23 protein-coding genes and 3 tRNA genes are annotated in these 19,576 nt (G+C 66.7%); 21 read left to right on the top strand and 5 right to left on the bottom strand.

From position 1 onward, the window contains the following. The first annotated feature begins 1 nt into the window (after nt 1). From ACQI5H_RS14635 to ACQI5H_RS14615, 5 genes are all read left to right on the top strand, one after another. Entirely contained in the window at nt 2-349 is a 348-nt protein-coding gene (locus ACQI5H_RS14635) for a nuclear transport factor 2 family protein (protein ID WP_427080079.1), read from the top strand. After that, nucleotides 346-1,377 carry a phosphotransferase family protein gene (locus ACQI5H_RS14630; protein WP_427080078.1) on the top strand — a complete coding sequence of 344 codons (1,032 nt, stop codon included), beginning with the start codon at nt 346-348 and terminating at the stop codon, nt 1,375-1,377. Before ACQI5H_RS14635 ends, ACQI5H_RS14630 begins: the two co-directional genes overlap by 4 nt. Before the next feature lie 19 nt (nt 1,378-1,396). Next, nucleotides 1,397-1,945: a hypothetical protein gene (locus ACQI5H_RS14625; RefSeq protein ID WP_427080077.1), complete on the top strand. Its 549-nt coding sequence runs from the start codon at nt 1,397-1,399 to the stop codon at nt 1,943-1,945. Nucleotides 1,946-2,013: 68 nt separating this feature from the next. Beyond that, entirely contained in the window at nt 2,014-3,318 is a 1,305-nt protein-coding gene (locus tag ACQI5H_RS14620; RefSeq protein WP_427080076.1) for an MCE family protein, read from the top strand. A 118-nt stretch (nt 3,319-3,436) separates the two neighbouring features. Beyond that, entirely contained in the window at nt 3,437-3,790 is a 354-nt protein-coding gene (locus ACQI5H_RS14615; RefSeq protein WP_427080075.1) for a VOC family protein, read from the top strand. 16 nt (nt 3,791-3,806) lie between these two features. Here ACQI5H_RS14615 and ACQI5H_RS14610 read toward each other — a convergent pair. Both ACQI5H_RS14610 and ACQI5H_RS14605 read right to left on the bottom strand, forming a co-directional pair. After that, nucleotides 3,807-3,879: transfer RNA gene (locus ACQI5H_RS14610), tRNA-Arg, on the bottom strand. A 32-nt stretch (nt 3,880-3,911) separates the two neighbouring features. After that, nucleotides 3,912-4,000, bottom strand: a tRNA-Ser gene (locus ACQI5H_RS14605). A gap of 89 nt (nt 4,001-4,089) precedes the next feature. On the opposite strand from ACQI5H_RS14605, the gene ACQI5H_RS14600 reads away from it, so the two are divergent. Together ACQI5H_RS14600 and ACQI5H_RS14595 are read left to right on the top strand one after the other, a co-directional pair. Beyond that, nucleotides 4,090-5,163 (top strand): pyridoxal phosphate-dependent aminotransferase, encoded by a 1,074-nt coding sequence (locus tag ACQI5H_RS14600; protein WP_427080074.1) that lies wholly within the window; start codon nt 4,090-4,092, stop codon nt 5,161-5,163. A 3-nt stretch (nt 5,164-5,166) separates the two neighbouring features. Continuing rightward, nucleotides 5,167-5,628 (top strand): DUF4334 domain-containing protein, encoded by a 462-nt coding sequence (locus tag ACQI5H_RS14595; RefSeq protein WP_427080073.1) that lies wholly within the window; start codon nt 5,167-5,169, stop codon nt 5,626-5,628. A gap of 23 nt (nt 5,629-5,651) precedes the next feature. Here ACQI5H_RS14595 and ACQI5H_RS14590 read toward each other — a convergent pair whose 3' ends face one another. After that, nucleotides 5,652-6,236, bottom strand: coding sequence for a TIGR03086 family metal-binding protein (locus ACQI5H_RS14590; RefSeq protein WP_427080072.1), 585 nt, complete (start codon nt 6,234-6,236; stop codon nt 5,652-5,654). A gap of 23 nt (nt 6,237-6,259) precedes the next feature. On the opposite strand from ACQI5H_RS14590, the gene ACQI5H_RS14585 reads away from it, so the two are divergent. Genes ACQI5H_RS14585 through ACQI5H_RS14570 form a run of 4 tightly spaced genes read left to right on the top strand, consistent with a single transcriptional unit; the run spans nt 6,260 to nt 9,693 of the window. Beyond that, nucleotides 6,260-7,084, top strand: a complete 825-nt coding sequence (locus ACQI5H_RS14585) for a crotonase/enoyl-CoA hydratase family protein (RefSeq protein WP_427080071.1) — start codon at nt 6,260-6,262, stop codon at nt 7,082-7,084. A 2-nt stretch (nt 7,085-7,086) separates the two neighbouring features. Then, entirely contained in the window at nt 7,087-8,322 is a 1,236-nt protein-coding gene (gene lipE / locus ACQI5H_RS14580) for a lipase LipE (protein ID WP_427080070.1), read from the top strand. A 29-nt stretch (nt 8,323-8,351) separates the two neighbouring features. Next, entirely contained in the window at nt 8,352-8,540 is a 189-nt protein-coding gene (locus tag ACQI5H_RS14575; protein ID WP_427080069.1) for a hypothetical protein, read from the top strand. A gap of 40 nt (nt 8,541-8,580) precedes the next feature. Then, nucleotides 8,581-9,693, top strand: coding sequence for a hypothetical protein (locus ACQI5H_RS14570; protein WP_427080068.1), 1,113 nt, complete (start codon nt 8,581-8,583; stop codon nt 9,691-9,693). A 4-nt stretch (nt 9,694-9,697) separates the two neighbouring features. Here the strand turns inward: ACQI5H_RS14570 and ACQI5H_RS14565 are convergent. Continuing rightward, nucleotides 9,698-9,784 (bottom strand) — tRNA-Ser (locus ACQI5H_RS14565). 37 nt (nt 9,785-9,821) lie between these two features. Between ACQI5H_RS14565 and ACQI5H_RS14560 the strand changes: the two genes are divergently transcribed. Next, nucleotides 9,822-10,793, top strand: coding sequence for an NAD(P)H-quinone oxidoreductase (locus ACQI5H_RS14560; RefSeq protein WP_427080067.1), 972 nt, complete (start codon nt 9,822-9,824; stop codon nt 10,791-10,793). Nucleotides 10,794-10,883: 90 nt separating this feature from the next. On the opposite strand, the gene ACQI5H_RS14555 is transcribed toward ACQI5H_RS14560, so the two are convergent. Further along, nucleotides 10,884-12,080 (bottom strand): cysteine desulfurase-like protein, encoded by a 1,197-nt coding sequence (locus ACQI5H_RS14555; protein ID WP_427080066.1) that lies wholly within the window; start codon nt 12,078-12,080, stop codon nt 10,884-10,886. Nucleotides 12,081-12,200: 120 nt separating this feature from the next. On the opposite strand from ACQI5H_RS14555, the gene ACQI5H_RS14550 reads away from it, so the two are divergent. The 9 genes from ACQI5H_RS14550 to ACQI5H_RS14510 all read left to right on the top strand — a co-directional run bounded on the left by ACQI5H_RS14550 (nt 12,201) and on the right by ACQI5H_RS14510 (nt 19,545). Further along, the gene (locus tag ACQI5H_RS14550; RefSeq protein WP_427080065.1) at nt 12,201-14,186 is read left to right on the top strand and encodes a DUF6541 family protein; all 1,986 of its coding nucleotides are present in this window, start codon (nt 12,201-12,203) and stop codon (nt 14,184-14,186) included. Between the two features lie 93 nt (nt 14,187-14,279). After that, nucleotides 14,280-14,744: a bacterial proteasome activator family protein gene (locus ACQI5H_RS14545; RefSeq protein ID WP_427080187.1), complete on the top strand. Its 465-nt coding sequence runs from the start codon at nt 14,280-14,282 to the stop codon at nt 14,742-14,744. A 17-nt stretch (nt 14,745-14,761) separates the two neighbouring features. Continuing rightward, nucleotides 14,762-15,568, top strand: coding sequence for an ABC transporter ATP-binding protein (locus tag ACQI5H_RS14540; RefSeq protein WP_427080064.1), 807 nt, complete (start codon nt 14,762-14,764; stop codon nt 15,566-15,568). Then, a complete protein-coding gene (locus tag ACQI5H_RS14535; RefSeq protein ID WP_427080063.1) occupies nt 15,565-16,476 on the top strand; it encodes a glycosyltransferase in 912 nt (303 codons plus the stop codon). The genes ACQI5H_RS14540 and ACQI5H_RS14535 overlap by 4 nt, the downstream gene beginning before the upstream one ends. Continuing rightward, a complete protein-coding gene (locus ACQI5H_RS14530) occupies nt 16,476-17,306 on the top strand; it encodes an ABC transporter permease (protein WP_427080062.1) in 831 nt (276 codons plus the stop codon). The genes ACQI5H_RS14535 and ACQI5H_RS14530 overlap by 1 nt, the downstream gene beginning before the upstream one ends. A gap of 96 nt (nt 17,307-17,402) precedes the next feature. Then, the gene (locus tag ACQI5H_RS14525) at nt 17,403-17,870 is read left to right on the top strand and encodes an RICIN domain-containing protein (protein ID WP_427080061.1); all 468 of its coding nucleotides are present in this window, start codon (nt 17,403-17,405) and stop codon (nt 17,868-17,870) included. A 68-nt stretch (nt 17,871-17,938) separates the two neighbouring features. Next, on the top strand, nt 17,939-18,463 hold the full coding sequence (locus ACQI5H_RS14520) for a 6-carboxytetrahydropterin synthase (protein WP_427080060.1): 525 nt from the start codon (nt 17,939-17,941) through the stop codon (nt 18,461-18,463). Between the two features lie 191 nt (nt 18,464-18,654). Then, nucleotides 18,655-19,134: a GreA/GreB family elongation factor gene (locus ACQI5H_RS14515; RefSeq protein WP_427080059.1), complete on the top strand. Its 480-nt coding sequence runs from the start codon at nt 18,655-18,657 to the stop codon at nt 19,132-19,134. Nucleotides 19,135-19,137: 3 nt separating this feature from the next. Beyond that, nucleotides 19,138-19,545, top strand: a complete 408-nt coding sequence (locus tag ACQI5H_RS14510) for a GtrA family protein (protein WP_427080058.1) — start codon at nt 19,138-19,140, stop codon at nt 19,543-19,545. Nucleotides 19,546-19,576: the final 31 nt, after the last annotated feature.

The raw sequence follows: 19,576 nt of genomic DNA, 5'->3' as shown, positions 1-19,576 counted from the left end.
GATGACGCGCACGCCGCAGGAGGTATTCGCCCACCACGGAAAGGCCCTCGCCGCTGGCGACCTCGACGAGATCGTCGCCGACTACGCCGACGATGCCGTGGTGATCACGTCCGCCGGCGTCGCGCGCGGCAAGGGCGGCGTACGCGAGGCCTTCGCCAAACTGCTCGACGAACTGCCCGATGCGGCGTGGGACCTGAAGACCCAGATCTTCGCGGGCGACGTGCTGTTCCTCGAGTGGGCCGCCGATTCGGCGGTCAACCGGGTCGACGACGGCGTGGACACCTTCGTGTTCGGCGACGGAATGATCCGGGCACAGACGCTCCACCACACCCCGCAGTCCAAGGGATGAGCGTGGACCTGAAGGCCGTTGCGGACTGGATGTCGAAGCAGGGGCTGGGCGAGGGGCCGCTGCAGGATGTTTCCGACGTCACCGGCGGAACGCAGAACGTCATGCTGCGGTTCACCCGGTCCGGCCGGCCCTACGTGCTGCGCCGCGGGCCACGGCACCTGCGCGCGCGCAGCAACAGCGTGATCCTGCGCGAAACCAAAGTCCTTGCGGCACTTGCCGGTTCCGACGTGCCGCACCCGCACCTGATCGCCACCTGCGACGACCCCAGCGTGCTCGGCGACGCCGTCTTCTACCTGATGGAGCCCGTCGACGGATTCAACGCCGGGGAGGGGCTGCCGCCCTTGCACGCGGGTGATCCAGGCATTCGGTTCCAGATGGGGCTGTCGATGGCCGACGCGCTGGCGAAGCTGGGCGCCGTCGACCACGTCGCCGTCGGCCTCGCCGATTTCGGCAAACCGGAAGGCTTCCTGGAGCGCCAGGTGCCGCGCTGGCTTTCGGAGCTCGAGTCCTACAACGAGTACGACGGCTACCCGGGGCCGCAGATCCCCGGTGTCGATGATGTCGCGGCGTGGCTGGAGCGCCGCCGCCCGACCGTCTGGACGCCGGGCATCATGCACGGCGACTACCACGCGGCCAACGTGATGTTCTCCCGCACCGGGCCCGAAGTGGTCGCCATCGTCGACTGGGAGATGTGCACGATCGGTGACCCGCTGCTGGATCTGGGCTGGCTCCTCGCGACGTGGCGCCAGCCCGACGGGTCCAGCGTGTTCAGCCACGCGCTCGGCGGGCAGGACGGCCTCGCGAGCACCGACGACCTGTTTCAGCGATACGCCGCCAACACCGCGCGCGACCTATCGCACATCACCTGGTACACCGTGCTGGCCTGCTTCAAGCTCGGCATCGTGATCGAGGGCACCCTGGCCAGGGCGTGCGCCGGCAAGGCCGAAAAGGAGGTCGGCGACCAACTCCACGCGGCCACCGTGCATCTCTTCGAACGAGCGCTCACTCTTATCGACAACGACGCGTGACCTACTAACATCTCCCTTCGTGCCGCCTTCGCCCGAGAACCCCGATTTCTACTCCGAGCCCACCCGGGCCGCCGGATATGGCGATGCCGCCGGGTATGGCGGGGCCGCAGGATATGACGACTACGGATACGGTTACGAGCCCGCGCCCGAGCCGCCGGAGCCCCCGACCCCGTGGTACCGCCGGCCCGCCGCGCTCGTCGCGGCCGGCGCGCTCGGGGTGATCCTGCTCGCGCTGGCGGCGTACGCGGTCTTCAAGCTCGTGAGCGGTTCGCCGGCGCCCAGCCCCACGACAACCACCACGCCCATTCCGTCGACCACCGCGGTGACCACCACGACGACGACCGCTGCCGAGCCGCCGCGCCATCACGGGGGCGGCGGGGGCGGGGCGCCGACTCAGACGGTCACCGAAACGGCCCCACCGCCGACCACCGACACTCCGACGACGACGGTTCCGCCGGAGACGAGCACCGTCACCCTGTCACCGAGCACCGAAACCAGCACGGTCACCCAAACGGTGACCGAGCCCCCTCGCCGCGGACCGTTCGGGGGACCGTTCGGGGGCCGCTAGCGGTCGCCGCCCGAAAAGACGTGACGCCGCTGAGCCGGCGCAACTGAATACCGCTAGATTTAGCCATCATGACCGGGCCCGCGAGGATCAACTCGACGCGGACCCCGCCGTACGGGTGGCTCACTATCGCCGTCTTGTTGATCGCGGCGTTGGTGTTGTGGTTGGTGTATTTGCAGTTTCGGGGGGAGTTCACGGAGAAGACGCCGGTGACGATGTTGTCGTCGCGGGCGGGTTTGGTGATGGATCCCGGGGCAAAGGTCACCTTGAACGGGGTGCAGGTCGGGCGGGTGGCCAGCATTGCCGAGGTACAGCAGGACGGCAAGCCGGCGGCGAAGTTCGTGTTGGACATCTATCCGCGGTATTTGCACTTGATTCCGGCCAATGTGAATGCCGATATCAAGGCGACCACGGTGTTCGGCCAGAAGTATGTGTCGATGACCAGCCCGGCCAACCCGTCGCCACAGCGGCTTCGCGCGCATGCGGTGATTGATGCGCGTTCGGTGACCACCGAGAGCAATACGTTGTTTCAGACGATCACCTCGGTGGCCGAGAAGGTGGATCCCGTCAAACTCAACCTGACGTTGAGTGCGGCGGCGCAGTCGTTGGCGGGGTTGGGGGATCGGTTTGGGCAGTCGATCATCAACGCCAACGCGATCCTCGATGATGTCAATCCGCAGATGCCCCAGGCCCGTCATGACATTCAGCAGTTGGCCGGTCTGGGGGACACCTATGCCAATGCCGCACCGGATTTGATTGATTTCCTCAACCATGCGGTGGTGACGTCGCGTTCGATCAACGCGCAGCAGAAGGATTTGGATCAGGCGTTGCTCTCGGCGGCGGGGTTCGGTAACACCGGGGCCGATATCTTCCAGCGTGGTGGGCCCTATCTGGCGCGCGGCGCCCAAGACTTGGTGCCCACCGCCGAGCTGCTGGACACCTACAGCCCCGAAATCTTCTGCATGATCCGCAACAACTACGAGATCGAGCCGGTCATCCGCGCATCCCAGGGCGGCTACAACGGCCACTCCATCGACATGGAGATCGAAGCGACGTCCGGATTGAGCGCACTTCTGAACCCGCTGTCGGCGCCGGTCTTGATCGCCTCGCTGGTTGGCGGGCTGGCCGGCCTGGTCGGCGGGGCGCCGAACCCCTACACCTGGCCGGAGAACCTGCCGCGGGTGAACGCGCGCGGTGGGCCGGGTGGTGCGCCGGGCTGTTGGCAGAAGATCACCCGTCACTTGTGGCCCGCTCCCGAGTTGGTGATGGACACCGGCAACAGCATCGCGCCCTACAACCACATCGACGCCGGTTCGCCCTATGCGATGGAGTACGTGTGGGGCCGTCAGGTCGGCGACAACACGATCAACCCGTAACCACCGGTTAGAAGCCTGCCGCGGACGGTTTGGCCATCCGACGGCGATCCCTGCGCGATGAGTTTGGCCACACTGCCAGGTCGGTCTCTTAGAGAACCAATCGAGGGGAGTTGTGTCCATGTCGATCGAGCATGTCTTGGCCGTTGTTCCGGTGACCGACTTGGAGAGGAGTCGACGCTGGTACGAATCACTATTTGGACGAGAGCCCGATAACAATCCAATGCCGAACCTCGTTGAGTGGCAGGTGGTTCCGGGCGGATGGGTACAGGTGTTCATCGACGAACAACGTGCCGGCTCGACGTTGCTCAACTTCGCTGTCGGGGATTTGGAAGCCTATATCGACGAGTTGAAACAGCGAGGTCATGAGCCGGGCGAAATCATCGACGCAAACAAGGGAGTGCGGTTGTCAACGATCACCGACCCTGATTCGAACACGATTCGGCTTGTCGGCGGCTTCCGAATCCGATACTGACCCGCGGCCAAATGAGCGCGCCCGAAGGGATTCGAACCCCCAACCTTCTGATCCGTAGTCAGATGCTCTATCCGTTGAGCTACGGGCGCCTGTCTTCAGTTGTCTTGCCAAAACTTCTCAGCGGAGGCGAGAGGATTTGAACCTCCGGTCCCCTTGAAGGGGGACAACTCATTAGCAGTGAGCCCCATTCGGCCGCTCTGGCACGCCTCCATTGGACTTTCTGAGGTTACCCGACCCCTTCCAGGTGTCCCGGAACCGCCGGAGGCATAGCGTACACAGCGCCGACATATGCTGTCGAAGTGACTGCCCGCCTACGGCCGGAGCTGGCCGGGCTGCCAGTTTATGTTCCTGGTAAGACAGTGCCGGGCGCCATCAAACTGGCCAGCAACGAAACCGTCTTCGGCCCGCTGCCCAGCGTGCGCGCGGCCATCGAGCGAGCCACCGACATCGTCAACCGCTATCCCGACAACGGCTGCGTCCAGCTCAAGGCCGCACTCGCCGCACACCTGGGTTCGGACTTCGCGCCCGAACACGTCGCCGTCGGATGCGGTTCGGTCAGCCTGTGCCAGCAACTCGTTCAAATCACCGCCGCGGCCGGCGACGAGGTCATCTACGGGTGGCGCAGTTTCGAGCTGTACCCGCCGCTGGTCCAGGTCTCCGGCGCGACCGCCATCCAGGTGCCGCTGACCGACCACACCTTCGACCTCTACGCCATGCTCGCCGCGGTCACCGAACGCACCCGGCTGATCTTCGTGTGCAACCCCAATAATCCGACGTCCACCGTCGTCGACCCGGACGCTTTGGTGCGATTCATCCAGGCCGTCCCGCAGCACATCCTGATCGCCATTGACGAGGCCTACGTCGAGTACATCCGCGACGGCATGGCGCCGGATAGTCTGGATCTGGTCCGGGCTCACAGCAATGTCGTTGTGCTGCGGACGTTTTCGAAGGCATACGGGTTGGCGGGTTTGCGCATCGGCTATGCGGTCGGGCATCCCGACCTGATCACCGCGCTCGACAAGGTGTACGTGCCGTTCACCGTGTCCAGCCTCGGGCAGGCCGCAGCCATCGCGTCGTTGGCGGCCGCCGACGAGCTGTTGGCGCGCACCGACGCGCTGGTCGCCGAACGCACGCGCGTCGCCGCGGCCTTGCGCGACGCCGGCTTCACGCTGCCGCCGACCCAGGCCAACTTCGTCTGGCTGCCGCTGGGGCCCCGCACGCTGGATTTCGTCAAGCAGGCCGCCGACGCGCGCATCGTGGTCCGCCCGTACGGGACCGACGGCGTCCGGGTCACCATCGGGGCGCCGGAGGAGAACGACGCGCTGCTGCGGTTCGCCCGCGAATGGATCACCCAAACCGAACCGGAGGAGTGAGCAATGACTTTGGCCCGCAAGAAGTTCACCGAGTTCAAGGAACGCGGCGATCAGATCGCCGACGCCGAGCTCGACGATTTCTGGGCGACCCTTGAGCCCGCGACGATCGACGCCATGATCGGCGAATGGAAGGGCGGCGAGTTCGTCACCGGCCACAAAATGAACGGCCAGCTGGAGAAGGCGGGCTGGTTCGGCAAGACGTTCACGTCGTCCAGCGACGTGCAGCCGCTGGTGTGCCTCGACGCCGACGGCAATAAGTTCTCGAACAAGGCGATGGGCAAGGGCGAGGCGAGCCTGTGGCTGGAAGACTTCAGGGGCGAGATCACCGCGACAATGGTCTACGACGGCCAACCCGTGCACGACCACTTCAAGAAGATCGACGATGACGCGGTCATGGGCATCATGAACGGCAAGGGTGTGCGGGATAACGGCCGCTACTACTACTTCTATCTAGAGCGGGTGTAGGGGATCCGCCGAAAGCCTCCCGATTAGCGGGCCGGGTTGCGGCCGGTGAACGCGACCAGCCGTTCCAGGGCGCCCGCGTCTTCCGGCACGTCGACCGGGTCGTCGAATCCGGCGGTGCCGCGGAGCTCCGGTCTGATGACCCGCTGCGCCAACCCGAGCACGTATTCGGCCAGCGGCTCGGGGGCGTCGACCCGGTGGCCCACGGCGGCGGCGTAATCCCAAGCGTGGACTAGGAATTCGAGCGACAGGATGGCACACGCGCCCTTGGCCGGCATTTCGCCGTTGCCGAACGGCACGTTGCCCTCCAGGCCGTGGCGGTGCCAGGCATCGAGGGCCGGGCGGGCGGCGGCGACGATCTGGCGTTCCACCGAATCGCTTTCGTCGCGCTCCGGGATCTCGGCATCCACCATGCCGCCGAGTGCCGTGATCGAGTTCAGCAGGTGCCCGGTCAGCTGCGAGACGTCGTACTCGGTGCACGGCGTCTGTCGCGACAGGTCGTCAGCGGCGATGGGGTGCAAGACTCGCTGCAACACCCCGAGCGTGTCCTCGGCGCTGTGCAGCTCATCGGGCGGCGGTGAATCGGGGCCGGGTCGCAAATCACTGGGCATATTTGCCACGCTACGGTCTCGATATGGGCGAAACATACGAATCCGTCACCGTCGACATCAAAGACCAGGTAGCGCAGGTGACGCTGATCGGGCCGGGCAAGGGCAACGCGATGGGGCCCGCGTTCTGGTCGGAGATGCCGCAGGTGTTCGCGGCGCTGGACGCCGACCGTGACGTGCGGGCCATCGTCATCACCGGATCCGGCAAGAACTTCAGCTACGGCCTGGACGTGCCCGCCATGGGCGGGTCGTTCACTCCGCTGCTGTCCGGCGACGCGCTGGCCGGTCCCCGCGCGGATTTCCACGCCGAGATCCGGCGCATGCAGAACGCGATCACCGCGATCGCCGACTGCCGCACCCCCACCATCGCCGCGGTGCACGGCTGGTGCATCGGCGGCGGCGTCGACCTGATTTCCGCGGTGGACATTCGCTACGCCAGCGCCGACGCGAAGTTCTCGGTGCGGGAGGTCAAACTGGCCATCGTCGCCGACGTCGGCAGCCTCGCCCGCCTGCCGCTGATCTTGAACGACGGACACCTGCGCGAACTCGCGCTGACCGGCAAGGACATCGACGCGGCCCGCGCGGAGGAGATCGGTCTGGTCAACGACGTATACGCGGACGCCGAGGCCACCCTGGACGCCGCGCACGCGACCGCCGCCGAGATCGCCGCCAACCCGCCGCTGACCGTGCACGGCATCAAGGACGTCCTGGACCAGCAACGCATCGCGGCGGTCTCGGAGAGCCTGCGCTACGTCGCCGCCTGGAACGCGGCTTTCCTGCCGTCGAAGGACCTGACCGAAGGGATCTCGGCGACGTTCGCCAAGCGTCCGCCGCAGTTCACCGGGGAGTAAAGGTGACCCCGGACGGAAGGATCCGGGTCCCGGCGGACCTGGACGCCGTGACGACGATCGGCGACGAGGACCACTCCGGCGTCGACGACGCCGCCATGGAACGGATCTGGCAGGCCGCCCGGCACTGGTATCAGGCCGGCTTTCACCCGGCGATCCAGCTGTGTATCCGGCATCGCGGCCGCGTCGTCCTCAACCGCGCGATCGGACACGGCTGGGGCAACGCTCCCACCGACCCGCCCGACGCCGAGAAGATCGCCGTCACGACGGACACGCCGTTCTGCGTGTACTCGGCGGCCAAGGGCATCACCGCAACCGTGGTGCACATGCTCGTCGAGCAGGGCCACTTCTCGCTCGACGACCGGGTCTGCGAGTACCTCCCCAGCTACACCAGCCATGGCAAGCACCGCACCACGATCCGGCACGTGTTGACCCACAGCGCGGGCGTCCCCTTCCCCACCGGGCCCCGGCCGGACCTGCGCCGCACCGACGACCACGAGTACGCGCAGGAGCAGCTCGCCAAACTCAGGCCGCTCTACCGGCCCGGACTCGTGCACATCTACCACGCGCTGACGTGGGGCCCGCTGATGCGCGAGATCGTCTACGCCGCCACCGGCAAGGACATCCGCGAAATCCTGGCCGCCGAGATTCTCGATCCGCTTGGCTTCCGGTGGACCAACTTCGGCGTCGCCAAGCAGGACATTCCCTTGGTCGCGCCCAGCCACGCTACCGGCAAGCCGCTGCCGCCGCCGGTCGCGGCGATCTTTCGCAAGGCGATCGGCGGAAGCGTGCACGAGATCATTCCGTACACCAACACCCCGGCGTTCCTGACCACCGTCGTCCCGTCCTCCAACACCGTTTCGACCGCCAACGAGTTGTCGCGCTTCGCCGAGATTTGGCGGCGGGGCGGCGAACTCGACGGCGTGCGGATCATCAGCCCGGAGCGGATGTACGCCGCGGTGCAGGAGTGCCGGCGGCTGCGACCGGATTTCGCGGTGGGACTGCACCCGGCCCGTTGGGGCACCGGATACATGTTGGGCACCAACAGGTTTGGGCCGTTCGGTCACAATGCGCCGGCCGCGTTCGGGAACCTCGGTCTGGCCAACATCGCGATCTGGGCCGACCCGCAGCGCGCACTGGCCGCCGGCGTGATCAGCAGCGGCAAGCCGGGCCGCGATCCCGAAGTTGGCCGCTACACCGCGCTGATGGACGCCATCGCCGCCGAAATCCCGACCGGTTAGGCCCCGCCGCGGTGGGAACACTGCGGGACATGGCTACTTACCGTGTGCTGAATCCGACCGGAGAAGTCGTCGCGACGAAGGACATCGAAAGCGCCGGCGACGCGCACGCGTGGTTCGTCGACACCAAGGCCGACAACTCAGAACTCGGCTGGCGAATGGAAGTCGAGCGCGACGGCGATTGGCATTTCTTCGACGACTCCGAGGGCGAGCAGAGCTAACCGGGTTTTGCGCCGCACAGTTGCGGGCAACCAAATACGTATGCATTCCGACCGCTTTCGCCAGCTATTGGACAGTCCGGGCCCGTTTGCGTCCGTTTACTTCGACGACTCGCACGACACCCACGACGCCGAGGCTCAGCTCGAGCTGAAGTGGCGCGCACTGCGCGAACAGCTCGAGCAGCAGGGCGCCGACGCATCGGTCACCGAGCAGATCGGACACGCGGTGATGGATCTGCGCGCGCCGATCGGGCGCAGCGGTCGCGCGGTGGTGGCCGACGCCACGGGCGTCGTGCTCAACGAGCACCTGGTGCGACCGACCGCCGAAACCGTCGTGCGCGTCTCCGAGTTGCCCTACATCGTCCCGATCATCGAACTTGGCTACGACGACCCGGACTACCTGTTGGTGGTCGTCGATCACGCCGGTGCGGACATCACCACCCACATCGACGGCACTCTGCGCTCCGAAACCGTCGACGGCGGTGGCTATCCCGTGCACAAAGCCGCCAGCGCCGAGACGTCGGGCTACGGCGATCCGCAATTGCGCAGCGACGAAGCCGCCCGAAAGAACGTGCGGGCCATCACCGATCGGGTCAGCGAGATCGTTGACCACACCGGCGTCGACGCGATCTTCGTGGTGGGCGAGGTGCGGTCGCGTTCGGATCTGGTGGCGGCGCTGCCGGAGCGGATGCGGGCGGCTCCGCTGCATGTCGGCGCGCGCCACAGCGGCCACGACTACGGAGAAATCCAACGAGCGATCGAAGCCGAGTTCGCCAAGCGGCAGTTGAGCGTGATCGACGATGCCGCACAGCGTTTCACCGCCGAGGTGGGCCGGCAATCGGGGCTGGCCGCGGAGGGACTGGGCGCCGTGTGCTCGGCACTGCGTCAGGGAGCCGTCGACACCATGATCATCGGCGACATCGACGACGCCACCGTGGTCGCCGACGAAGCGCTCACCGCCGTCGCCCCGAATGCCGACGTGCTGTCCGAGCAGGGCGCGGCCCCCGCAAAGACGCTGCGGGCCGACGAGGCGCTGCCGTTGATCGCGATTTCCGTCGGGGCATCCCTGGTTCGCACCGACGAGCGCATCGCGCCGGCCGACGGCATCGGTGCGGTGCTTCGCTACGCGCCGACACTGCACGAATCCGCCCGCTGACCCGCGGTGGCGGAGGGATTTGAACCCCCGGACGGTTTTAGCCGTCTCTCGCTTTCAAGGCGAGTGCATTAGGCCGCTCTGCCACGCCACCGCTGATAAGGGTAGCGGGGGTCGGTAGCGTGGCCCGCATGCGCGCAATCGTCGCTGAATCCGCCGACAAACTGCAGTGGCAAGAAGTGCCCGACGTCTCCGCCGGCCCGGGCGAGGTATTGGTCAAGGTCTCCGCGGCCGGCGTCAACCGCGCCGACGTGCTGCAGGCCGCGGGTAAGTATCCGCCGCCGCCCGGGGCCAGCGAGATCATCGGCATGGAGGTGTCGGGCGTCATCTCGCACGTCGGGGCCGATGTCACGGAATGGTCTGTCGGACAAGAGGTTTGCGCGTTGCTTGCCGGCGGCGGTTACGCCGGATATGTCGCCGTTCCGGCCGGCCAGGTGCTGCCGATCCCGAAGGGGGTTGACCTCGTGGACGCCGCCGGGCTGCCCGAGGTGGCGTGCACGGTGTGGTCCAACCTGGTGATGATCGCTCACCTGGGTGAGGGCCAGCTGCTGCTGATGCACGGCGGAGCCAGCGGCATCGGAACGCACGCGATCCAGGTCGCGCGAGCGCTGGGCGCGCGCGTGGCCGTCACCGCCGGATCGGCGGAGAAGCTGGACTTCTGTCGGGGCCTGGGCGCCGAGATCACCATCAACTACCGCGATGAGGACTTCGTGGCGCGGCTGCGAGACGAGACCGACGGCGCCGACGTGATCTTCGACATCATGGGCGCCGCTTACCTCGACCGCAATATCGACGCCCTGGCCACCGACGGGCAGCTGGTCATCATCGGCATGCAGGGCGGGGTGAAGGGTGAGCTCAACATCGGCAAGCTCCTGATGAAGCGGGCCCGGGTCATCGGCACCACGCTGCGCGCCCGCCCGGTGAGCGGGCCGAACAGCAAGACCGAGATCGTGCAAGCGGTGACGGCCTCGGTGTGGCCGATGATCGCCGAGGGCCGCGTCCGGCCGATCATCGGCGCGCGAATGCCCATCGAGCGGGCCGGTGACGCGCACCAAGAGTTGGTATCGGGCAAGGTGACCGGAAAGATCGTGCTGACGGTCTGACGAGCCTGCCCTCGGGTGTGCGCCCAGGGCTTCCGCTGTGCGGGGTGGGCGCCGTCACTGCACACTCAACGCAAAGGCGCGGCCTAACCCTCAGCCCAGCGACGCCAGGGCCCGCACCAGCTGGTCGACCTCGGCCATCGTCGAGTAGTGCGCCAGCCCCACGGTCACGGCGCCGCCGACCTCGTTGGCACCCAGCGCTTCGAGCACGCGCGAACTCTCGTTGGAGACCGCGAGAATTCCGTTGTCCGCCAAGCGCTGCACCACCCGCTCGGCGGGCACGCCGTGCAGCGCGAAACTGACCACCGGTATCCGCGACTCCGGCCGGCCGATCAGCATCATCAACGGCAAGGACCGCAGCGACACCATCAGGTAGTCGAAGATGCGGTTCAGATACGAGGTTGCCGACTGCATCGACATCGACAGGCGCTCGCGCCGGCTGCCGCGAGCCGACTCGTCGAGCGCCGCGAGGTACTCGATGCTGGCGACCACACCGCCGAGCAGACCGAACTGGTGCGCGCCGACCTCGAGCCGCGCCGGGCCCGTGGCGTGGGGATCGGTCGAGACCGAGCCGAAGGTGTGGATCAACGCCGGATCGCGGAACACGAGCGCCCCGATCGGCGGGCCGCCCCACCCGACGGCATTGACCGCCACCACGTCGGCCTCGGTTTCCTTGACGTCGAGCAGCCGGTACGGCGCGGCGGCGGAATGGTCGAGCACCACCAGCCCACCGACGTCGTGGATCAGCTTCGTCATCGCCCGCAGATCGGTGACCGTGCCCAGCGTCCCCGATGCTGAGGTGACGGCGACCAGCCTGGTGGACTTGCCGATCAGGCCCTCCCACTGCCACGTCGGCAGCTCACCGGTCTCGATGTCGACCTCGGCCCACTTCACCTTGGCGCCGTAGCGGTGCGCCGCGCGCAGCCACGGGGCGATGTTCGCCTCGTCGTCGAGGCGGCTGACGATCACCTCATAACCCAGCCCGGCCCGCGACGACGACGCCTCGGCCAGCGAGGACAACAGGATCGCGCGATCGGCGCCCAGGACCACGCCCGCCGGGTCGGCGTTGAGCAGATCGGCCACCGCGGCGCGCGCGGCCTCCAGCACGGCGGCGCTGCGCTGCGCCGAGGGATGCGCACCGACGGTGCTGGCCGCGGACCTGCGGAAGGCCGTCGAGACGGTCGTCGCAACGGAATCGGGAATCAGCATTCCCGCCGGCGCATCGAAGTGCACCCATCCGTCACCCAGCGACGGATGTAGTCCGCGCACCCGGGCGACGTCGTAAGCCATGCCAGCCACCTTAGAGCTTCCGCATTTCCGCGAAATTGTGACGGTAGCGGGTGGCCGAGAGGCGTTCCAGCCGAACGGCGGCTTGGCGAGCCAGGTCACCCGGGCAGCCATACTAGTCGAGTGGGGCTCTGGATCGGAACGCTGCTCGCACTGTTCTTGCTGATCACGCCCGGGACAATCGTCGCACGCATCACTCAGTTAACTTGGCCAGTCGCTATTGCGGTGGGTCCGGCGCTGACATACGGCGTTGTAGCGCTGGCGATAATCCCCCTCGGCGCGCTCGGAATCCCTTGGAACGGTTGGACTGCGCTCGCCGCGCTGGTTGTCGTGTGCCTCGTGATGACGGGTTTGCAGCTGCTAGTCGCCCGCTACCGCGACACCGAGGCCTCGGAACAAGAAGAGGCGCGCGGCATCGGCGGCTGGCCGGCGCTGACGGTGGCGGCCGGTGTGCTGCTGGGCGCCCTGCTGATCATGTGGGCGGCGCATCGCGGCCTCACGCACTGGCAATCCGTTCCCAGCACCTGGGACGCCGTCTGGCATGCCAACGAGGTGCGCTACATGCTCGACACCGGCCAGGCGTCGTCGACCCACATGGGCGAGCTGCGCAACGTCGAGACGCACCAGGCGCTGTACTACCCGTCGGTGTTCCACGCCCTGACCGCGGTGTTCTGCCAACTCACCGGGGTGGCACCGACCACCGGCTACACCCTGAACTCGGTGGCGGCCTCGGTCTGGCTGTTTCCGACCAGCGCGGCGATGCTGACCTGGCATCTGCTTCGGCCGCGCATCACCGTTTGGCGTACCGCGGGGGTTTCGGCGACGGCGGCCGCGCTGTCGGCGTCGTTCACTTCGGTGCCCTACGTCGAGTTCGGTGTCGCCGCGATGCCCAACCTGGCCGCCTACGGGGTCGCGGTCCCGACGTTCGTCCTGATCACCTCGACGCTGCGGCATCGCGACCGCATCCCGACGGCGGTGCTGGCGCTGGTGGGCGTCCTGTCGGTGCATCTGACAGGCGGGTTCATCGTTATCCTGTTCCTCTTGGCGTGGTGGCTGCTGGACGCGTTCTGGCATCCGGTCCGCGGCCGGCTCGCCGACGTGCTGACCCTGGCCGCAGTGGCGGTGCCGACCGCGGCGATCCTGGCGCCGCAGTTCATCGGGGTGCTGCGGCAGGCCGACATCATCGCCGGGCATGCATTCCCCAGCTTCAAGAGCGCGAAGCAGGGCGTCATCGACGCGCTGCTCCTGCACACACGTCACCTCAACGACTTCCCGACCCAATACGGCCTGATCGTGCTCATGTATGCCGGCCTGGCGATCCTGCTGTACAAGAAAATCTGGTGGCCGCCGGTGGTGTGGCTGGTGCTGACCGTCGCGACGATCTACTCCGGGGCGCCGTTTCACAACCCGGCGGGCGCCGCCATCGAAGCGTTCAGCCAGTTCTTCTACAACGACCCGCGACGGCTCACGGCCGTGGTGACGATGTTGGCGACGCCGATGGCGGCGATCGCCGTGTTCGCCGCCGTCATGCTGGTGGTCGCGGGCACCAAGCGGGTCACCGAGCGGTTCAAACCGCTCCCCGCGCCGGTCTGGGTCGCGGCCACCGCGGTGCTGCTGGTGATTTCCACCGTCCTGACCGCGCGGCATTACTTCTACCGGCACCTGGTGCTGTTCGGGGACAAATACGACTCGGTGATGATCGACCAGCGCGACCTGATGGCGATGGCCTACCTGGCCAACCAGCCGGGCGCACGCGACACCGTAATCGGCGACTCGAACGTCGACGGCACCGCATGGATGTACGCCGTCGCCGACCTGCACCCGCTGTGGACCCACTATGACTTTCCGCAGCAGACCGGCCCGGGCTATTACCGCTACATCTTCTGGACCTCCGCGCGCAAAGGCGACGACGATCCGAAGGTGGTCGAGGCAATTAAGGCCCTCAATATCAGGTACATATTGACTAGCACGCCCAACGTGAGAGGGTTTGCCACACCCGACGGACTAATGTCTTTAGAGAAATCGAAGTCGTGGGCGCTGATCTACGACAACGGTGGGGCCAAGATCTACGAATGGCGCGGAAACACCGCCGCGACGCCCCACCCCTAGACGCAACAAGAGGATGGTGACGGATTGAGCAACGGCAACGACGGTCGAGACGACGATGGCATCGAAATCATCGGGGGCGTCGATCCGCGGATCATGGCGATACGCGAGGCGGACGACGAAGACTCCGACGGACGCTCCCTGACCGACCTGGTCGAGCAGCCCGCCAAGGTGATGCGGATCGGCACCATGATCAAGCAACTGCTCGAGGAGGTGCGCGCCGCACCGCTCGACGACGCCAGCCGCAACCGGCTGCGCGAGATCCACGCCACCAGCATCCGCGAGCTCGAAGACGGCCTGGCACCCGAACTGCGCGAGGAACTCGACCGGCTCACCCTGCCGTTCAACGAGGACGCCGCGCCGTCGGACGCCGAGTTGCGCATCGCCCAGGCACAACTCGTCGGCTGGCTGGAAGGCCTGTTCCACGGCATCCAGACCGCGCTGTTCGCCCAGCAGATGGCGGCCCGCGCGCAGCTGGAACAGATGCGCCACAGCGCGCTGCCGCCGGGCATCAGCAAGTCGGGCCACGGGCCCGGCTCGGGCACCGGGCAATACCTGTAGGCCGACTTAAGTAGCTGATGGTGGCGGGTTCGGGACCTCACATCGAGACGCAGAGCGCGTGGGTGGAATTTCCCATCTTCGACGCCAAGTCGCGTTCATTGAAGAAGGCCTTCCTGGGCAAGGCGGGCGGCACGATCGGTCGCAACAACTCCAACGTGGTTGTCGTGGAGGCATTGCGCGACATCACCATGTCGCTCGAGCTGGGCGACCGCGTCGGATTGGTCGGACATAACGGGGCCGGGAAATCGACTCTGCTGCGGCTACTTTCGGGCATCTACGAACCCACCCGCGGCTGGGCGAAGGTGACGGGGCGAGTGGCGCCGGTCTTCGATCTCGGCGTCGGCATGGACCCCGAGATCTCCGGCTACGAGAACATCATCATTCGCGGCCTGTTCTTAGGGCAGAGCCGAAAATACATGCTGAGCAAGGTCGACGAGATCGCCGAGTTCACGGAGCTCGGCGACTACCTGTCGATGCCGCTGCGCACGTATTCCACCGGCATGCGGGTGCGACTGGCGATGGGCGTGGTCACCAGCATCGACCCGGAGATCCTGCTGCTCGACGAGGGCATCGGCGCCATCGACGCCGACTTCCTGAAGAAGGCCCAGTCGCGGTTGCAGGGCCTGGTGGAGCGTTCCGGAATCCTGGTGTTCGCCAGCCATTCCACCGAATTCCTGGCCCGGCTGTGCAAGACGGCCATGTGGATCGACCACGGCGTCATCCGGCAGACGGGCGGCATCGAGGACGTGGTGCGCGCCTACGAAGGCGAGGAGGCGGCGCGCCACGTCCGCGAGGTGCTCGCCGAAACCGCCGGACAATCATGAGTGAGTCCGTCTTCGCCGTCGTGGTCACCCACCGGCGACCCGACGAGCTGGCCAAGTCGCTGGATGCGCTGAGCACGCAGACCCGGTTGCCCGATCACCTCATCGTGGTCGACAACGACGGGTCCGAAGGCGGGCGGGTCAGCGATCTCGTTGCCGCCCAACCGATTTCGACGACATATCTGGGTTCGCGCCGAAACCTCGGCGGTGCAGGCGGTTTTGCGCTCGGCATGTTGCATGCGCTGTCGCAGGGCGCGGACTGGGTGTGGCTGGCCGACGACGACGGGCGCCCGCAGGATTCCCGCGTGCTGGCGACGCTGCTGGCCTGCGCCGAGAAGTACGGGCTGGCCGAGGTGTCGCCGATGGTGTGCAACTCCGACGACCCGCAGCGGCTGGCTTTCCCGTTGCGGCGCGGCCTGGTGTGGCGCAGGTACGCAGGCGAATTGCGCACCGAAGCGGGCCAGGATCTGCTGCGCGGCATCGCGTCGCTGTTCAACGGCGCGCTGTTCCGGGCGTCCACCCTGGAAGCGATCGGGGTGCCGGACATGCGGCTGTTCATCCGCGGCGACGAGGTGGAATTGCACCGCCGGCTGGTTCGGTCCGGCCTGCCGTTCGGCACCTGCCTGGAGGCGGTCTACCTGCACCCCTGCGGATCCGAAGAGTTCCGGCCCATCCTGGGCGGTCGGATGCACACGCAGTATCCCGACAACCCCACCAAGCGGTTCTTCACCTACCGCAACCGCGGCTACCTGCTGTCGCAGCCGGGTCTGCGCAGGCTGCAGGCCCAGGAGTGGCTGCGGTTCGGCTGGTTCTTCCTGGTGAGCCGCCGCGATCCCAAGGGCCTGCTGGAGTGGATTCGGTTGCGCCGCTTGGGACGTCGCGAGCAATTCGTCAAGCCCGGAGGATCGTGATGAGTTTCCTCGACGCCGCGACTCAGTCCCGGACATTGACCCGCGCCCGCGCGGATCTGATCGACGGGTTTCGCCGTCACGAGCTGTGGCTGCACCTGGGTTGGCAGGACATCAAGCAGCGCTACCGCCGCTCGGTGCTGGGGCCGTTTTGGATCACCATCGCGACCGGCACCACCGCCGTCGCGATGGGCGGGCTGTACTCCAAACTGTTTCACCTGCAGCTGGCGGTGCACCTGCCCTACGTCACGCTCGGGTTGATCATCTGGAACCTGATCAACGCCGCCATCCTGGAGGGCGCCGACGTCTTCGTCGCCAACGAGGGCCTGATCAAACAGCTGCCGACGCCGTTGAGCGTGCACGTCTACCGGTTGGTGTGGCGCCAGATCATCCTGTTCGCCCACAACATCGTCATCTACGTCGTGATCGCGATCATCTATCCCAAGCCGTGGTCGTGGGCCGACTTGTCGGTGATCCCGGCGCTGGGGCTGATCGTGCTCAACTGCATCTGGGTGTCGTTGTGCTTCGGCATCCTGGCGACCCGCTACCGCGACATCGGTCCCCTGCTGTTTTCCATCGTGCAGCTGCTGTTCTTCATGACGCCGATCATCTGGAACGAAGACACGCTGCGGCAGCAGGGTGTCGGACGCTGGTCGAGGATCGTCGAACTCAACCCGCTGCTGCACTATCTGGACATCGTTCGTGCGCCGCTGCTGGGCGCGCCCCAGGAGCTGCGGCACTGGGTGGTGGTGCTGGCGCTGACGGCCGTCGGCTGGGTGCTGGCGGCGTTGGCGATGCGGCAATACCGCGCCCGGGTGCCCTACTGGGTGTGACCGTTCGCCCGGTCAATTCGGCGAAGAACCTCTCTTACCGCGGCGCATCGGCTGTACTGATGGTCGGGTGGGCCAGAACGAGAGGACGGAGCCGACATGCGTGAGTCGCGCTTGACGGGCCGTGCGCGTCGGGCCGTCGTCCTGCTGGGCGCCGTGTTTGGCGTCGCGATGCTAGGCGCCGGTGGGGCAAGCGCCGACGGACCGGTTCAGTTGAGAAGCCGACTGGGCGATGCGTGTCTGGACGCCCCGAACGACAGCTGGTTCACCCCGGTGGTGGTCAACCCTTGTGGTGGGGGGGACACCCAGCGCTGGAATCTCAACGGCGACGGGCGAATCGAGAGTGTGGCCTTTCCCGGAAGGTGCCTGAATGTGCCGGAGTCCAGCCTTTCGCTGCGACTCCTGGCCTGTTGGACCAGCCAGCGTTGGACCATCCAGCCCGACGGCCGGATCACGGCCCTTCTTGGTGGCTGCCTCACCGTCCTCGGCGGCCCGGGCCCCGGGACCTGGGTGGGCCCCCGCATTTGCAACGGCTCGCCCGAGCAGGGGTGGGATAGCGTCCCGTAACCGAGCCGGCCGGTCGCTTCAAGAATCTTTTGAGGATCCGACAAGGCCGGGGCACGACGCTAACCGTCGTGGAAATTCCTGATATCGCCAGCGCCGACGGGGTGCACGTCGCCGTCATGCATCGTGCCGACGCGCCCGTCGGCCGGACGGCGCGGTTCCACATGCGCAAGATGTTCGACAACCTGCCCTGCTGCTATCGCTCGTGGGCGAACCAGGGGAAGCGCTTCTTCCTGCACGGCTACGAGCGGACGTTCGAAATCGAGTTCGCTTGCGCGGAAACCGAACCCGACACCTCGGTGGTGGACCCGGGTGCCGTCCGGGTGATCCGTGCGGCGCTGCGATACCAGTTCGACCACACCACGTTGATCGCCGCGGACGACCCGCAGCGTGCCCTGTTCGAGCTGATGGCCGAGCGGGGCGTGGTCGATCTGCGCATCATGGACGACACCGGCATGGAGGGCTCTGCGGCCTGGGTGTTCGACACCGCCGAGCGGATCGTCGGGCTCGCGACCGGGGGCCGGGTCTGGGTGTCGCGGATAAAGGCACGCGAGCGCCGCAACCACGTCGTCACGCTGACCGCGGGACCGGTGTGAAGCTCACAGCAACCCGGTCGCTGACGGCGCGAATGGGTATGCACGTGTACAACTAAATAGATGTGCTTGCCTAATACCGGTGACGGGCGGCCGCTTGGTGGTGTAACACTGATACGCCACGAATCGGATTCACGGCGTGTGAGTGATCAGCAAACGGCGACCCGAGACGTCGGGGCGAAAGGTGGGCGGACGTGACCAAGAAAGCCCAATCAGTGGCCGATGCCGCGCGGGAGAACCTGGCCGCGGAGCTGGATCGGCTCCGGCAGCGCCGCGATCGCCTCGAGGTTGAGGTCAAAAACGACCGCGGCATGGTCGGCGACCATGGGGACGCGGCCGAGGCAATCCAGCGTGCCGACGAATTGGTCGTGCTGGGTGACCGGATCAACGAACTGGACCGGCGATTGCGCACCGGGCCGTCGCAGTCCGGAGAGGCCGAAACGCTGCCCGGCGGCACCGAGGTGACCTTGCGCTTCCCCGACGGTGAGGTCGTGACGATGCACGTGATCTCCATCGTCGAGGAGACCCCGGCCGGCCGCGAAGCCGAGACGCTGACTGCCCGCAGCCCACTGGGCCAGGCGCTCGCCGGACGCAAACCGGGCGACACCGTGACCTACTCGACGCCCCAAGGGGAAAACCAGGTCGAGCTGATCGCGGTGAAGTTGCCCAAATAATCCATGCCTGAGCTCGCGCCGCCACTGAGTCTGACGACGCAGATATGGCGCTTCGTTGTCACCGGCGGGCTGGCCGGCATCGTCGACTTCAGCCTCTACCTGGTGCTTTACCAGCTGATCGGCCTACAAGTCGACTTGTCCAAAGCCACCAGTTTCGTCGTCGGCACCATCACGGCCTACCTGATCAACCGCCGGTGGACGTTCCAGGCGTCACCGAGCACGGCGCGGTTCGTCGCGGTCATGGTTCTCTACGGCATCACCTTCGCCGTGCAGGTCGGGCTCAACCATCTGAGCCTTGCCCTGATGCACTACCGCGGCTGGGCGATACCCGTCGCGTTCGTGATCGCACAGGGCACCGCGACCGTGATCAACTTCGTCGTGCAGCGAGCCGTTATCTTCCGCATCCGCTGAGCCAGCCGGCCAAGCGGTACCCTCTTTGACG

Source organism: Mycobacterium heidelbergense (genome assembly GCF_050205645.1).
GTDB lineage: Bacteria > Actinomycetota > Actinomycetes > Mycobacteriales > Mycobacteriaceae > Mycobacterium > Mycobacterium heidelbergense_A.
This window is presented reverse-complemented; position numbering and strand designations above follow the sequence as displayed.